We start from the raw sequence: 15,637 nt of genomic DNA, 5'->3' as shown, positions 1-15,637 counted from the left end.
AGACGCACCGCGATTGCCCGAATGGCCAGGCAATGGCTGTTGGTGTGTTTAAGTTCAGCAGGCTTGACGCTGGCATGAGGCATTTTGCTTCGAGGCTCGTGTCGCTGGTTCAAGTCGCTATTGACGTCGCTTCGACATGCCGTGGCAGTGTCACCCTGATTCGGGTGCCTCGCTGAGTGGCGGTGTCCACCGGGCTGTCGATTGTTATTTGTCCATAATGCTCTTCCACGATGGAATAGACCAGAGCAAGGCCGAGTCCGGTGCCTTTTCCTGGATCCTTTGTGGTGAAAAAAGGCTCGAAAAGTCGGTCGATTATAGCCTTGGGAATGCCACTGCCTTCATCTTCGACAATCAGATCAACGGTGTGCTCGCCCGCTTCGGTCTTGACCCGGATTGATGATCCGCCGGGCGATGCATCGCGTGCGTTAGACAACAGATTGATCAGCACCTGAGCCAGACGTTGCGGGTCGCCATCTGCCCAATGGTCCGGGTCGCAGAGATTGAAGAAGCGGACCTCGATGCTTTCGCGGTTGAGTGACAACAGGCCGATTGCATCCTGCGCCACCTGCGCAAGGCACACCGGCTCGTCGGCCTGCTGATGGCTGCCGGAGTGGGCGAAACTCATCAGCGAGTGAACGATGCGCGTTACCCGCTTGGTCTGTTCGAGAATCTGCTGACTGATCTCGGTCAGCTCGCCGTCGTCTTCGCGTTCTTCACGTAGATTTTGCGCCAGGCAGGCTATACCGGTGATCGGGTTGCCAATCTCATGGGCCACGCCGGCCGCCAGCCGGCCAATGCTGGCAAGGCGCTCGGAGTGAATCAGCTTGTCTTCGAGGTGCTGGGTTTCGGTGAGGTCTTCAACCAGTAACACCAGGCCGCTGTTACCCGGCGCCAGAGGCTCGTCAATCGCCGCTTTGTGCAGGTTCAGCCAGCGACTCTGGCCGTCGGTGGTCAGGCGTTGTTTGTGTAAGTGCTGATCCGGCATCTCGATAAAGCTGTCGAGCAGGCTGCGCCACGGCTCGCCCAGCGTGGTCAGGCGTGAGCCAACTACACGTTGAGCTGGGATCTCGGTGAGTTCCTCCATGGCTTTGTTCCACATGAGGATTTCCTGATCCTTGGCCAGTGAGCAAACGCCCATTGGCAGCTCCTGCAAGGTTTGCCGGTGATAACGGCGCAGGGCGTCAAGCTCGGCCGCAAGCCCGGTCAGGCGCGAGTGATAATCCTCAAGACGGCTTTCAATGAAGTGAATGTCTTCGGTGACATAGCCTTCGCTCTCAGACTTGTACGCCAGAAACGTCTCGACAATATCCTGCGCCACGCTTGGGCCCATCAGGCCGGAAAGGTTGGCTTCAATGCGGTCGCGCAGGCGACGCAGGGCATAAGGGCGACCTTCGTCAAACGGCAGATGCAAGTCGCGCAGCGCTTGTTCAACCTCGCGCTGTGCGGTTTTTGCGCCCAATGGCTTGGCCAGTTGTGCGGCGAATTCTTGTGGCGACAGGGCGACCAGCTCGCGACGTTGCGGGCGCCGGACGTTATCGACGGCACAGGCTTCTGCGGCGCTTTTTTCCTCTTCACTGGCATCGGTGAACACCGACACCAGAGTGAATACCAGAACGTTTGCAGCCAGCGACGCAATGGCTGCAAGGTGCCAGCTGTCGTCATCGAGAATGTAGATGATGTTCAGAACCGGGACGAATACGCCGTCGTAGTTGCCCAGCAACGGCAGCAGCATGCCCAGCGACCAGACCACGATGCCGGCGAGTAAACCGGCAATGAAGCCGCGTCGGTTGGCTGTTGGCCAATACAGCACAGAGAGCACGCCCGGCAGAAATTGCAAAGTGGCAACAAAGGCAACAATGCCCAGGCTTGCCAGATCCTGCTCAGACTTGAGCAAGGCATAGAAGCCATAAGCCGCGAGAATGATGGCGCAGATCAGGGCGCGGCGTGTCCACTTCAACCAACGGTAGATATTGCCCTCAGCCGGCGGCTGATACATCGGCAGGACCACGTGATTGAGCACCATGCCCGAGAGCGCCAGTGTGGTCACAATAATCAGGCCGCTTGATGCGGACAGGCCGCCAACGAAGGCGATCATCGCCAGTGCTTCGCTGTTTACCGCCAGGCCCAAACCGAGGGTGAAGTATTCCGGGCTGATGTTTACCCCCGTTTTCAGGCCCGCCCAGAGAATCAGCGGTATCGGCAGGCTCATCAGCAGCAGAAACAGCGGTACGCCCCAACTTGCGCTGATCATTGCGCGTGGGTTGAGGTTTTCGGTGAAGGTCATGTGGTACATGTGCGGCATGACAATCGCCGAGGCAAAGAACACCAACAGCAGGGTTCGCCATGGGCCTTCCTGCAGCGGTGTGTGCAGGCTGTTCAGCGCGACCTGATTCTGCACCAGCCAGTGTTCAAGATCGCCCGGGCCATTGAATACGCTGTACAGCGCGTAGAGACCGATTGCGCCCAAGGCAACCAGCTTCACCACCGACTCGAAGGCAATGGCGAAAACCAGGCCTTCGTGTTTCTCGCGAGTGGCAATGTGGCGGGCGCCAAACAGAATGCTGAACAGTATCATCAAGGCGCAATATCCCACCGCTACCCTGGCTTGCATGGCCTCACGGGTGAGAATGCCGATCGAGTCGGCCACTGCCTGAATCTGTAACGCCAGCAGCGGCAGTACCCCGATCAGCATGAACAGGGTTGTGAGCGCGCCGGCCCAGGTGCTGCGAAAACGGAAGGCAAACAGGTCAGCCAGTGACGACAACTGATAGGTGCGGGTTATCTTCAATATCGGGTAGAGCAGCACGGGCGCCAGCAAGAATGCGCCGGAGACGCCGAGGTAGCTGGCCAGAAAGCCGTAGCCGTATTGATAGGCCAAGCCGACGGTGCCGTAAAACGCCCACGCGCTGGCATACACGCCGAGCGAGAGGATGTAGGTCATCGGGTGGCGAATGATCCAGCGCGGGATTACGCCGCGTTCGCTGACCCACGCGACACCGAACAGGGTCAGGAGATAGGCGGCGCTGATCAGAACCAGCTGGCTAATGCTAAAGCTCATCGGCATCACGCTGACTCTGCAGAATAAAGGTCACAACAATCAGGATCAGCCACAGCAAGTAAGGCCGATACCAGGCGCCATTGGGGTCGATCCACCAGTCCATGATGGCAGGGGAAAACAGGTAGATTCCCACCACCAGAATCAGAACCAAGCGATAAATATACATGCGGCGTCTCTTATTTCGGTCTGCTGATGTTACCGGATGCACGCCACAGTAGGTAAGTTGCTGGCGTAAAGCAGTTGAGGCCGGTTACAACATGCGAACGCAGGGCCAGGGAGTTTGGCCTGCGCTGATTGCTATCCAGGGGCCGCTTTTGTGCGTGCCCCGAAGTTCCTTCCGGTTTGTGCGCTGTTTTGGTGCCTTTCGCGTTGCTGCCCGCATGCCATCTCGCGCTGCGACGCGGCTGGCATAACTCTTGCGCTGTCCGGTTATCGTCAAGGCTCGCGGGAGGCATGCTGTGTCGATTCATATTGCGCTGCACCACGTTACTCATTACCGCTACGACCGTGCGGTGAATCTTGGGCCGCAGATTATTCGCCTGCGCCCGGCGGCTCACAGCCGTACCCGTGTGCTGTCATATTCTTTGAACGTAGAGCCGGGTGAGCATTTCATCAACTGGCAGCAAGATCCACAGGGCAATTATCTCGCCCGTGTGGTGTTTCCCGAGAAGACCACCGAGTTGAAGGTGGAGGTTGATCTGGTCGCCGAGATGGCGGTGTTCAACCCATTCGACTTTTTCCTTGAGCCTTACGCCGAGAAAATCCCGTTCGATTACACTGACAGCGAGCAGCGCGAGCTTGCACCGTATCGGGTCAAACTGCCGGCCACCGAGCGCTTTGCCAAGTACTTGCAAGCGATAGAGCTGACGCCCACCCCCAGCATCGATTTTCTGGTGGCGATCAATCAGCGGGTGGCGGCGGATATTGCCTACCTGATCCGCATGGAGCCGGGCGTGCAGAGCCCGGATGAGACGCTGAGCAACGGCTCGGGCTCGTGTCGCGACTCCGCTTGGCTGCTGGTGCAGCTGCTGCGCCACCTCGGGTTAGCTGCACGGTTTGTTTCGGGGTATCTGATCCAGCTCAGCGCAGACGTCAAAGCGCTTGATGGGCCTTCCGGCACCGAAGTTGATTTCACCGATTTGCACGCCTGGTGCGAGGTTTATCTGCCAGGCGCCGGTTGGGTTGGGCTGGATGCAACCAGCGGTTTGTTTGCCGGTGAGGGGCATATCCCATTGGCCTGCAGCCCGGAACCATCCTCCGCTGCGCCGATTACCGGCGGCGTGGATGAATGCGACAGTGAGCTTGTGCATGAAATGCATGTCGAGCGTATCTGGGAGGCGCCACGCGTTACCAAGCCTTATTCCGAGCAACAATGGAACGCGATCAATGCAGTGGGCAAACAGGTGGATGCAGACCTGTTAAGTGCGGATGTACGCCTGACCATGGGCGGCGAGCCGACCTTTGTGGCGCTGGATTATCCGGATGACGATGAGTGGAACGTCGCCGCATTGGGGCCGAATAAACGCCGCCTGGCCAGTGATCTGTTCACGCTGCTACGTGAGCATTACGCGCCGCAGTCTTTGGTGCATTTTGGTCAGGGCAAATGGTATCCCGGTGAGCAATTGCCGCGCTGGTCACTCAACTGTTACTGGCGTCGCGACCATCAGCCGATCTGGCACAACCCGGCGCTTTATGCCGATGAACAAACCGACTACGGCGCAGACGCGGCGCAAGCTGCCGCGTTCGTTGCGTCACTGGCCGAGCGTTTGGGCATTACCGGCGAGCACGCTTTTGCAGCTTATGAAGACTGGCTGTATTACCTGTGGAAAGAAGGCTCGTTGCCCGACAACGTCACCCCGCAGGACCCGAAGCTGTCAGACCCGCTGGCGCGCGAGCGGCTGCGCAAAGTATTCGAGCAGGGCCTCGATAAGGTTGTCGGCTATGTATTGCCGTTGGCGCGACTGGACAGTGGCGTGGGTTGGCAGACCGGCAGTTGGTTCCTGCGCGGCGAGCATTGCCGGCTGGTGCCTGGGGATTCGCCTTTGGGCTATCGCCTGCCGCTTGAGTCGCAGCCCTGGGTGCGTAAACAGGATTATCCGTACATAAACCCTGAAGACCCGTCGCAAAAATTTGCGCCTTTACCAAACGCCGCCACCTTGCGCGCGCAGTTGCGTGGCGTCTGGCAGGGCAATCAGAACTCTACCAGCGAGCGCCCGGTGCGCGGCAAATCGGCGAGTAACATCGTGCGCACCGCGCTGTGCGTTGAGCCGCGTGATGGCCGCTTGTATGTGTTCATGCCGCCGCTGAGCAAGCTGGAAGATTACCTGCAACTGGTCAGCGCCATTGAAGCGACGGCCGAAGCGCTGGATTGCCCGGTATTGCTGGAAGGCTACGAGCCGCCACACGATCCGCGTTTGCAGTTTTTCCGCATAACGCCTGATCCGGGCGTTATTGAAGTCAATATTCATCCGGCGTCGAGCTGGGATGAATTGGTCGAACGCACCGAGTTTCTTTATGAGGCGGCGCGTCAGTGCCGGCTGAGCAGCGAGAAATTCATGATCGACGGCCGTCACACCGGCACGGGTGGCGGTAACCATATTGTTCTGGGCGGTGCGACACCGGCCGACTCGCCCTTCCTGCGGCGTCCGGATGTGCTGCGCAGCCTGATCAGTTACTGGCACAATCATCCGTCGCTGTCGTACCTGTTTTCGGGCTTGTTTATTGGCCCGACGTCGCAGGCGCCGCGGGTAGACGAGGCGCGAAACGATGCCTTGTACGAGTTGGAAATAGCCTTCGCGCAAATGCCCGAGCCAGGTCGCGATTGCCCGCCGTGGCTGGTTGATCGTTTGCTGCGCAACTTGCTGGTGGATGTGGCCGGTAATACCCATCGCGCCGAGTTTTGCATCGACAAACTGTACTCGCCGGACTCGGCGACTGGGCGCTTGGGGCTGGTTGAGCTGCGCGGATTCGAGATGCCGCCGCATGCACAAATGAGCCTGGCCCAACAGCTGTTGATTCGCGCATTGCTGGCGCGCTTCTGGAAAGAACCCTACACCCCGGCCAAGCTGGTGCGCTGGGGCACCGAGCTGCATGACCGATTCCTGCTGGCGCATTATGTCGAGCAGGACTTTGCCGATGTCCTGCAGGAGCTGAGCTGCTTTGGCTATCGCATGCGCCCGGAATGGTTCGCGGCGCATCTGGAGTTTCGGTTCCCGCGCGCGGGCGACTTCAACGTCAAGGGCATCGAACTGGAACTGCGGCAGGCGCTTGAACCGTGGCATGTGTTGGGTGAGGAGGGCGCAGCCGGTGGTGCGGTGCGCTATGTCGACTCATCGCTGGAGCGCATGCAGGTCAAGGTCTCGGGCATGCTGCCGGATCGCTTTGTGCTGACCTGCAACGGCCGCGCAGTGCCGATGCGGCCTACTGGCAAAGTTGGTGAGTTTGTCGGCGGTGTGCGTTACCGCGCATGGCAGCCGTCGAACTGCTTGCAACCGACCATTGGCGTTCACGCGCCGTTGGTGTTTGACTTGATCGATACGTGGATGAATCGCTCGCTGGGCGGTTGCCAATACCATGTGGCGCATCCCGGAGGGCGCAATTATGAGACCTTGCCAATCAACGCTTATGAGGCCGAGAGCCGCAGGCTGGCGCGTTTCTTCCGCATCGGCCATAGTCCCGGCAAGCGTTTTGTACAACCTGAAGTCCCTAATAATGAATTGCCAATGACCCTCGACCTGCGCCGAAGTTGAACATTTAACTTAGTGTTGGTGAGCGCTGATTGACTTGCTGCCGAGACCTTGATGGCTGACCTGCTAGCTGATTACCCGCGAAGTGCGGGCACATACCACGAACTGCTGGATAGCAAAGGGCGGGTGCGCGAGCATTGGCAGCGGCTGTATCAGCAGTTGCAGCGCAGCACGCCCGCGCAGATTCAGCAGCGCCAGGCGTTGGTCAGCCGGCAGATTCAGGAAAACGGCGTTACTTACAACGTTTACGCCGACCCCGAAGGCGCTGATCGCCCTTGGGAGTTGGACCTGCTGCCCAATCTGATCCCGGCTAATGAGTGGCAACAGATCGCCGCCGGTGTCGCCCAGCGCGCCACCTTGCTGAATCAGGTATTGGCCGATATCTATGGCCCGCAAGAGCTGATAGCCGAAGGCTTGTTGCCGGCCGAATTGATCTTCGGTCACAACAATTACTTGTGGGCCTGTCAGGGCATCAAACCACCGGGCGGCACCTTTCTGCACTTCTACGCGGTCGATTTAGCGCGCGCTCCTGACGGTCGTTGGTGGGTTACCGCAGACCGTACACAGGCCCCATCTGGCGCGGGTTATGCGCTGGAGAACCGGCAAATCATCTCCAAGGCGTGGCCTGATCTCTATCGCGATTTGCATGTGCAGTATCTCGCCAGCTTCTTTCGTAACCTGCAAGACACGCTGGCTCGCGAGGCGCCTGCGCAGGACGAGACGCCGCTGGTGGTGTTACTGACGCCTGGGCGGTTTAACGAAAGCTACTTCGAGCATGTGTATCTGGCCCGCCAACTGGGTTATCCACTGGTTGAGGGCAGTGACCTCACGGTGCGCGAGGCGACGGTTTATCTGAAAACCCTAGCCGGCCTGCGTCGGGTACACGCTGTGTTGCGGCGACTTGATGATGATTTTTGCGACCCGCTGGAGCTGCGTACAGATTCCGAGCTGGGTGTGCCCGGTTTGCTTGAAGCGGTGCGTCAGGGCCGGGTGTTGGTGGCTAATGCGCTGGGCAGTGGCGTGCTGGAGTCGCCGGGGCTGCCCGGATTCTTGCCAGCCATCAGCGAGAAATTGCTAGGTGAGCCGCTGCTGTTACCGTCCATTGCCAGCTGGTGGTGCGGTGAGCCGCCGGTTCTCGAAGAAGCACTGGAGAAGATGCCATCGCTGGTGCTGCGCTCGTGTTTCCCCTCGCAAAAATTTACCCCGGTATTGCCCGGCGAACTGGACGCAACCAAGCGCGCTGAACTGATGGCGCGCCTCAAAGCCCGACCTTACGTGTATGTCGCGCACGAACTGGCGCAGCTCTCGCAGGCTCCGGTGTGGGAAGAGGAAACGGCCAACTTGCAGGCACGCCCGATCGGCATGCGCGTATTTGCGGTCGCCAGCGCCGATGGCTATCGCATAATGCCCGGTGGTTTGACGCGGGTGGCGGCCGATGCCGATGCCGAAGTGGTGTCGATGCAACGTGGCGGCACCAGTAAAGATACTTGGGTGCTGGGTGCCCGCGTCGCCGGTAACGAACCCTGGCAGGGCGTGCGCCCGGTCGGCACGGCTGATCTGGTGCGCAGTGACCCGTTCCTGCCATCGCGTGTGGTCGAGAATTTGTACTGGTTTGGCCGATACAGCGCGCGCTGTGAGGACTCCGCGCGGCTGCTGCGCATCATGCTTGGGCGTTACGTTGATGATGACGCTCCGCAGGCGCTGGACGCGGCGCTGTGTTTGGGTGAGCGGCTGGGGCTGCTGCCGGCAGAAGATGATGACCTCGTAAGCCTTGAGCAGCGCTTGTTTGAGGCGTTGCTGGGCGCGGATTGGCCGGCGAGCCTGCAGGCCAATCTGCAACGCCTGATCTGGACCGCAGGCAGCGTGCGCGGCAAGTTATCGCAAGCCAACTGGCAGGCGCTGCTTGAGCTGCAACGTGAAGCGCAGGAGCTGCAAAAACCCAACGGTGATGTCGGTGAATCACTGGATTTCCTTGAAGGTCTGCTGATGTCACTCGCGGCCTTGTCTGGTTTCGCCCTGGACGACATGACCCGCGATGACGGCTGGCGATTCTTGATAATTGGTCGTGCTATTGAGCGGCTGCAGTTCATGGCGGAGAGCATCAGCGGCTTTTTACGTCATGCTGCCGCGCAGGATCAGTCGGCGCTGGAGTGGCTGTTGGAATTGGGCAACAGCAGCATTACTTATCGCACCCGTTATCTGGCATTCGCCCAACTGATCCCGGTGCTGGATCTGCTGTTGCTTGATGAGCAAAACCCGCATGCCGTGATCTTCCAGCTGCGCAATCTGTTGCGTTCGCTCGACTATCTGGGCGAGCGTTTTGATTACAGCGACGACGGCGCTCTGGTTACGCTTGAGCGGCAATTGAGCAGCTTCAAGCTGAGCTCGCTGGAAAACGTATTGTTCGGTGCCAGCAGCATTGAGGCCGTGCTGGATGGGCTCGCCGGGTTGCTTGATGACATCGCGCTGGCGGCCGGGCAGGCATCTGATAATCTGGGGTTACGTTTCTTTGTGCATGTCGATGCCAGCAAGCGGACCCTGTCAACATGACGCGCTCAGCCCAGTACGAAATCCTCCACGATACTCATTACCGCTATTCGGCACCCGTTTCGCTGGCCCAGCAGTTGGCCCACTTGTGGCCGCGTGAATGTGCCTGGCAAATTTGTCATGGTCAGGCGTTGCAGGTCAGTCCGCCGCCGTGTCAGCGCATCGAGCGGCAAGATGTGTTTGGTAATCCGTTAACCCGCATGGTGTTCGAGCGTCCGCACGACAGCCTGAGTGTTCTGGCGCGCTTGCACATCGAGGTTCTGCCGCGTCCGGTTGTCCATCAACAGGCCTCGCCACCTTGGGAGCAGGCACGCGCTGTGCTGGGGTACTCGGGGCAACCGTTTGCCGGTGAGGCGCTGAATGCGCTGCGCTATCGCTTCGAGTCACCCTATGTGCATCTCAAACAGCGGTTTGCAGATTACGCCGCAGATTGTTTCCCGCCAGACAGGCCGCTGCTGATAGGTGTCCAGGCGTTGATGGAGAAGATTTTCAGCGAGTTCACCTTCGACGCCGTGGCTACTCAAGTGGCGACTCCCTTGATCGAAGTGCTCGAGGCGCGGCGCGGTGTTTGTCAGGACTTTGCTCACCTGATGCTTGCCTGCTTACGCTCCATCGGCTTGGCGGCACGTTATGTCAGCGGTTATCTGTTGACTCAGCCACCGCCCGGCCAGGCCCGTTTGATTGGCGCCGATGCGTCGCATGCATGGGTTTCAGTTTTCTGCCCGAAGCATGGCTGGGTCGATTTCGATCCGACCAATAATGTCTGCCCGGGGCTTGAACACATCACTCTGGCGTGGGGGCGTGATTTTGCCGATGTGTCACCGCTACACGGCGTGATATTGGGCGGTGGTAATCACGACCCTGAGGTTCAGGTGACAGTGATGCCCATTTCCGCCGCCAGCGAATCCCTCGCCGCGCTCTAACGGTCTGTAGCGACAACTCGTCTGCAAACGCTGGCGTTTAGCTGCGGCTGAGACTTATTTCAGGCGCAATTTCGACGGTATTCAATCTGCGTGCTAACTTTTTGATGGGACTTTTAAGTCCAGACCTAAAGGTTAGTTATCGTTTGTTTTAGGCTGCGCAGAGCGCGGGCTTGCGGTAGACAGCGAGAACAGGACGGCAATGCTATTCCAGCATTATTCCTCGCATTTCGGAGCAGGCTATGGATGACACAACGATAGTCAATATCGGTACGGAAAAACTCAACGCGCTCTACAACCTGGTCACCCAATACGGCGCTGCGTTTGCGATCAAGATCCTTTCGGCAATTGCGTTCTGGGTCGTCGGTCGCTGGCTCATCGGCGTGGCGATCAGCATGGTGCAAAAGGCCCTTGGCCAGCAGAAGGTTGATCCAACCGTTCTGCGCTATGTGGGTAACTTCATTTCGGTCACCCTCAACATCATTCTGGTCATCGGTATTCTTGGCTACTTCGGTGTGCAGACCACCAGCCTTGCTGCATTGATCGCGGCAGTAGGCTTGGCAATTGGCATGGCCTGGTCGGGTTTGCTGGCCAACCTGGCGGCGGGTGGTTTCATCATCGTGCTGCGGCCATTCAAAGTGGGTGACTTCATCTCGGCAGGCGGCGTAACCGGCACTGTGACCGAGATCGGCCTGTTCGTTACCGGGATCAATACCCCGGATAACGTGTTGACCCTGATCGGCAACAACAAGATTTTCTCCGACAATATCCAAAACTACTCACATAACGCTTATCGCCGCGTCGAGTTGAAAGCGCAGCTGTCTGGCGCCGCGGACTACAAAGCGGCAGTGGCGCTGCTCAAAGAGCGCATCAGCGCCATCGACAATGTGATGGCGAACCCGGCGGTGGATGTCGAGATTCTCGAGTTCAATCTGGTTGGCCCTGTGCTGGCTGTGCGTCCTTATTGCCATACCGACCATTACTGGCAGGTGTATTTCGACACCAATGCGGTGATCAAGGACGCGTTGGGCGAGGGCGGTTTCCCCGCACCGATGCCGGCGCAAACCATCATCATGCAGCAGCCCGCCAGTTAAAGCGGTGGGACACAAAAACGCCGGAGTATGCTCCGGCGTTTTTGTGTCTGAGGCAGCGATATAGCCCCGCTAATCCGCTCAGGCGCTGACGGCGTGCTTGATCCGGCCGAACAGTTTCACCGCCGCAAGCACAATGGCGCCGGCAATCACACCGATAACTCCGTGCATGAGGCTCGGCGCTATCGAGCCGAGAAATGCCACGCCGCTAGAGGCTGAAATAACCTCGCCAGCATGTTCAACAAAGTGATGGGCAACCGGTACGCCGTGGGTAAGAATGCCGCCACCCACCAGAAACATGGCGATGGTGCCGACAATCGATAAGCCCTTCATCAGGTACGGAGCTGTTTTCAGAATGCCGTTACCGAAGCTGCGCACAAGGCCCGTCCCCGCGCCTTCACCTTCGCGCTGAGACAAATACAGGCCCGCGTCATCAAGCTTGACGATGGCTGCTACCAGCCCGTAAACCCCGGCAGTAATCACCACCGCAATGCCGCAAAGTACGGCGAACTGCTCAATCAGAGTGGCTTCTGCAACAGTGCCTAAGGTGATGGCGATAATTTCAGCCGAGAGAATAAAGTCGGTACGCACAGCGCCCTTTACCTTGTCCTTCTCGAAGGTCTTCATGTCTTGTGCAGGATTGGCCAACGCCTCAAGGCGGGCCTGGCGTTTGGCCTGATCCGCATCTTTCTTGTGGCCAAAGGTGTGCACCAACTTCTCGAAGCCTTCGAAACACAAAAAGGCCCCGCCGACCATCAACAACGGAGTAATGGCCCAGGGGATAAATGCGCTTATCAGCATTGCCCCAGGCACCAGAATCATCTTGTTCTTCAATGAGCCCTTGGCCACGGCCCAGACCACCGGCAGCTCACGGTCGGCGCGTACGCCGGTCACCTGTTGGGCGTTGAGTGCCAGATCATCGCCCAGAACACCGGCGGTTTTCTTTGCGGCAACCTTGGTCATCAACGACACGTCATCGAGCAGTGTGGCGATGTCATCAATCAGAGCAAGTAGGCTGCTGGCCATGTGCGGGGTTCCTTATCCACAAGCGGGTGAGATGCGCAGTTTATACCTTTGAGCCTGCCAAGACAGTTAATCGGGCTCGCGGTCGTGCCAGCGGGCCTGTTCGATTGGTTGCCATTGGCTAAATGCATCGAGTAAGGCATCGGGAGAATCGCAGAGCTGAAGCATGGCGCGATGCTTGGCCCGGACAAATCCTTCATCCACCAGATGATCAAGGAAGTTACCCAGCTTGGAGTAAAAGTTATTCACATCGAGCAAGCCCAGTGGCTTGGCGTGATAGCCCAGCTGGCCCCAGGTCCAGACTTCAAACAGTTCTTCCAGAGTTCCCAGACCGCCCGGCAGTGCAATAAAGCCGTCGCTGAGCTCTGCCATCCGCGCCTTGCGCGCGTGCATGCCGTCGACTACTTCAAGGCGGGTCAGACCGTTGTGGCCAACCTCGGCGCGTTTCAGGCTCTGCGGAATAATACCGATCACTTCACCGCCCGCCACCATTGCGGCGTCTGCCACAACGCCCATTAAGCCAACTGCGCCGCCACCGTAGATAAGACGGATACCGCGTTCAGCAAGGGTGCGCCCGAGATTTTCCGCCGCTTCCCGATAGAGCGGGTTAGTGCCAGTGCTGGCGCCGCAAAACACACATACAGACTGCAAAGCCATGGGCTACTCCTGAAGTTTACTGGCTTCAGGTTAGTCGTTTTGGCACGCCGAGACGAATGTTTGGATGCGAATATTGTGCTGTTGTTCGCGGCTCAGTCGCTTCCGCAGGCGCCGCAAGCGTAGGCTGCGAGAAGTTGGTGTAGCCAGTGGGTCGGTTGCATGATCGTTCTCCTGTTCAGTTGCAATAACCTTAAGGCATGCACAGAGCGGCCGCCCTTAGATTGTTTGCATGGGCGTGATAGCGCGTTGCCCACAATTGCTGTGGAGTGGCCTGTGCATAACGTGGTGGTAGAACCCGCAGGCCCCGTATCTGCGTGGTTCTGGCGCAGTTGGTGATTATTTGATCAGTTCTCGGCGGAGCTGCTCCAAGCACATATTCACAAGCGTCTGGCGGGTTGAGTAACTTGTCCACGGATATTGTGAGTAGCGCTGTGGACAAGTTCGGTATGCATTGCTGTAAGCGTTGATATGAGTGGCTTACAGAGGGTTGTTTAAATTTTGACCAGCTGTCGCAAGGCCTGCACAGATTGCCGGGTTCGCTCTGAAGTAAAGACTTTTTTCAGTTAATTCAGGCAGTTATTGCACTCAGCCAAAACGCAGTAGATTCACTTATCCCAGTTATCTGTGGAGTGTGCTGTGGATAACATCGGTATGCATTGCTGCAGGCCACAGCAGCCGCGGCTTACATTGATGTGGTTGTTTTTTGATCAGTATAGTATTGAGTGCGGCTGGTTGATTTTTCGCGCTTACTCGTGGCGCCACGACGCCCCTGTTGACAGGATCAAACTACTTATCCAGAAAGTCTGTGGGTGAGCTGTGTATAACTTTTCCTTCCACAGCTGCAGGCACTGTGCTGCCTGGCTTACAGGCAGCTGAGTTCAATACAAGTGGCTGTTCTGCGGCAGTGGTAATACGTTACGACATCCTGTTTTTAAGAATTTCCCCGCTAAATCAGCGCGTTACTGACGTGCAAAATCGTTATCGAGAGAAACTATCCCGACTATCTGGGGATTTAGCTGTGGGTAACATCGGTATGTATTGCTGTAGGCCTTTAAACATAAGGCTTACAGAGATTTGATCAAAAAACGAACAGCTCGTGTGCATGGTAGTGAGCCACAGGATCAACCCGCATCGCTCGGCCTTGCCCGAAATTAAACTGCCTTAATTCAGTGGCTTACGAGGCACTGCAGAATAGTTATCCCTGCTATCTGGGGATTTAACTGTGGGTAACTTCGGTATGCATTGCTGTAAGCCAATAACCAAGCGGCTTACAGAGTTCTGTTCAAAATATGATCAGTTGCAATCGGTCCGTAAAAAGATTGCGCAAGGATCAGCAAGTCAAGAAGTTTTGCCGCTTATTCAAGAGGTTACGGGCAGGCGGAGGTTCAGACTTGTGCAGTTATCCCGACTATCTGTGGAGGGAGTTGTGGGTAACATCGGTATGTATCGCTGAAAGCCTTTAACCACAGGGTCTGAGCGGGATTGATTGAAATTTGATCAAATAATCACGCTGCATCCACAAGCGGGTTCTTTACTGTGGAGCGCGAGCTTTTTACAACCAATCAAACACTTACAGTCGCGCTGTCAGTTATCCCGTTTATCTGTGGAGCGAGCTGTGGGTAACATCGGTATGCATTGCTGAAGCCCAATAACCACGTGGCTTTGCGCGATATGGTTGTTTTTTGATCAGTTGTTTTTCAGGGATAAAAAGTTCTGGGCGGGTGTCATAAGTCAAGGTTTATCAAGCACTTGAACGCAATCGGAGAAATTGCCGGCAAGTAGTTATCCCGCTTATCTGTGGAGTGAGTTGTGGGTAACTCTGGTATGTATTGATACAGCCTTAGTGCGGTGGGCTTTTCAAAGATCTGATTAAAAAACGATCAGCTCTTTTGCTGCGAGCGCAAACTTTTGCCAACACTCACAAGTCAAGCGAAAAGCCCGCTATTTCAGTGGCTTGCGCGTGGCTGACGAACGACTTATCCATTTTTACTGTGGACGTAGCTGTGTATAACCTCAGGATGCTTGTCCACAAGCCATAGCGCATATGGCCTGGCGGGTGCTGGTTGTTTTTTGATCAGCTCCCGCCAGATTCATCGGCTAATCACCAAACAGTGTGGCGCGGGCGTTCTTTTCCATCTGCTCGCAGGTCATGAAACCCTTGCCATCAACCCTGTCGGAGGAGTTGAAGCTGACGTAGTAGGGCTGCTTGTGGTTGTCTTCACTGAGCACATAGTTGTTGCAAGTACCCGGCTCGACGCTGCGATAAATTGTGCTGGAAGGTGGCCCTGCAATTTGCATCACCTCTTTGCTGGTCATGTCGTGATCAACCTTATCCACCAGCGGCTGCGCGCTGTAAGTGACATAGTCGATCGGGTTTTCGACCTTGCTTCCGGCGCAACCGACTAGCGTGCTGAGAGAAACTACGGCGACGAGGACTTTTATGTTCATGAGGGCTCCGTGCAATGAACGCGTATCGTTGATATGCATGTGACCGCCAAAGTGGGCAGAAGTTGAAACTGCAGGTATCGTGTCGCGCTCTATTCTCACCTTCAGCCGCTTTGCAGCTTCATGCAGTGTAGGCAGGGTTCGCGGAGC

At 57.2% G+C, this 15,637-nt stretch carries 9 protein-coding genes; 4 read left to right on the top strand and 5 right to left on the bottom strand.

The annotated features are described in order from the left end of the window. Positions 1-109: 109 nt before the first annotated feature. Positions 110-3,064: a sensor histidine kinase gene (locus tag BM395_RS21455; protein WP_170860635.1), complete on the bottom strand. Its 2,955-nt coding sequence runs from the start codon at positions 3,062-3,064 to the stop codon at positions 110-112. Beyond that, positions 3,048-3,224 carry a hypothetical protein gene (locus BM395_RS21450; protein ID WP_003244646.1) on the bottom strand — a complete coding sequence of 59 codons (177 nt, stop codon included), beginning with the start codon at positions 3,222-3,224 and terminating at the stop codon, positions 3,048-3,050. Before BM395_RS21450 ends, BM395_RS21455 begins: the two co-directional genes overlap by 17 nt. Before the next feature lie 292 nt (positions 3,225-3,516). Between BM395_RS21450 and BM395_RS21445 the strand changes: the two genes are divergently transcribed. From BM395_RS21445 to BM395_RS21430, 4 genes are all read left to right on the top strand, one after another. Next, a complete protein-coding gene (locus BM395_RS21445) occupies positions 3,517-6,807 on the top strand; it encodes a transglutaminase family protein (RefSeq protein ID WP_090515557.1) in 3,291 nt (1,096 codons plus the stop codon). 51 nt (positions 6,808-6,858) lie between these two features. Further along, positions 6,859-9,354, top strand: a complete 2,496-nt coding sequence (locus BM395_RS21440) for a circularly permuted type 2 ATP-grasp protein (protein WP_090515555.1) — start codon at positions 6,859-6,861, stop codon at positions 9,352-9,354. Beyond that, positions 9,351-10,274, top strand: coding sequence for a transglutaminase family protein (locus BM395_RS21435; protein ID WP_090515553.1), 924 nt, complete (start codon positions 9,351-9,353; stop codon positions 10,272-10,274). Before BM395_RS21440 ends, BM395_RS21435 begins: the two co-directional genes overlap by 4 nt. 239 nt (positions 10,275-10,513) lie before the next feature. After that, complete coding sequence (locus tag BM395_RS21430) at positions 10,514-11,365, top strand: mechanosensitive ion channel family protein (protein ID WP_069897950.1); 852 nt, start codon at positions 10,514-10,516, stop codon at positions 11,363-11,365. A gap of 78 nt (positions 11,366-11,443) precedes the next feature. On the opposite strand, the gene BM395_RS21425 is transcribed toward BM395_RS21430, so the two are convergent. The 3 genes from BM395_RS21425 to osmE form a co-directional block, all read right to left on the bottom strand. Then, positions 11,444-12,388, bottom strand: a complete 945-nt coding sequence (locus BM395_RS21425) for a DUF808 domain-containing protein (protein ID WP_090515551.1) — start codon at positions 12,386-12,388, stop codon at positions 11,444-11,446. 66 nt (positions 12,389-12,454) lie between these two features. Beyond that, positions 12,455-13,042, bottom strand: a complete 588-nt coding sequence (locus tag BM395_RS21420) for a cytokinin riboside 5'-monophosphate phosphoribohydrolase (RefSeq protein WP_090515548.1) — start codon at positions 13,040-13,042, stop codon at positions 12,455-12,457. A gap of 2,097 nt (positions 13,043-15,139) precedes the next feature. Next, entirely contained in the window at positions 15,140-15,490 is a 351-nt protein-coding gene (gene osmE, locus BM395_RS21415) for an osmotically-inducible lipoprotein OsmE (protein WP_069898534.1), read from the bottom strand. Positions 15,491-15,637 lie beyond the last annotated feature (147 nt).

Origin of the sequence: Pseudomonas marincola, assembly GCF_900116605.1 — a bacterium.
Taxonomy (GTDB): Bacteria; Pseudomonadota; Gammaproteobacteria; order Pseudomonadales; family Pseudomonadaceae; genus Aquipseudomonas; species Aquipseudomonas marincola.
This window is presented reverse-complemented; position numbering and strand designations above follow the sequence as displayed.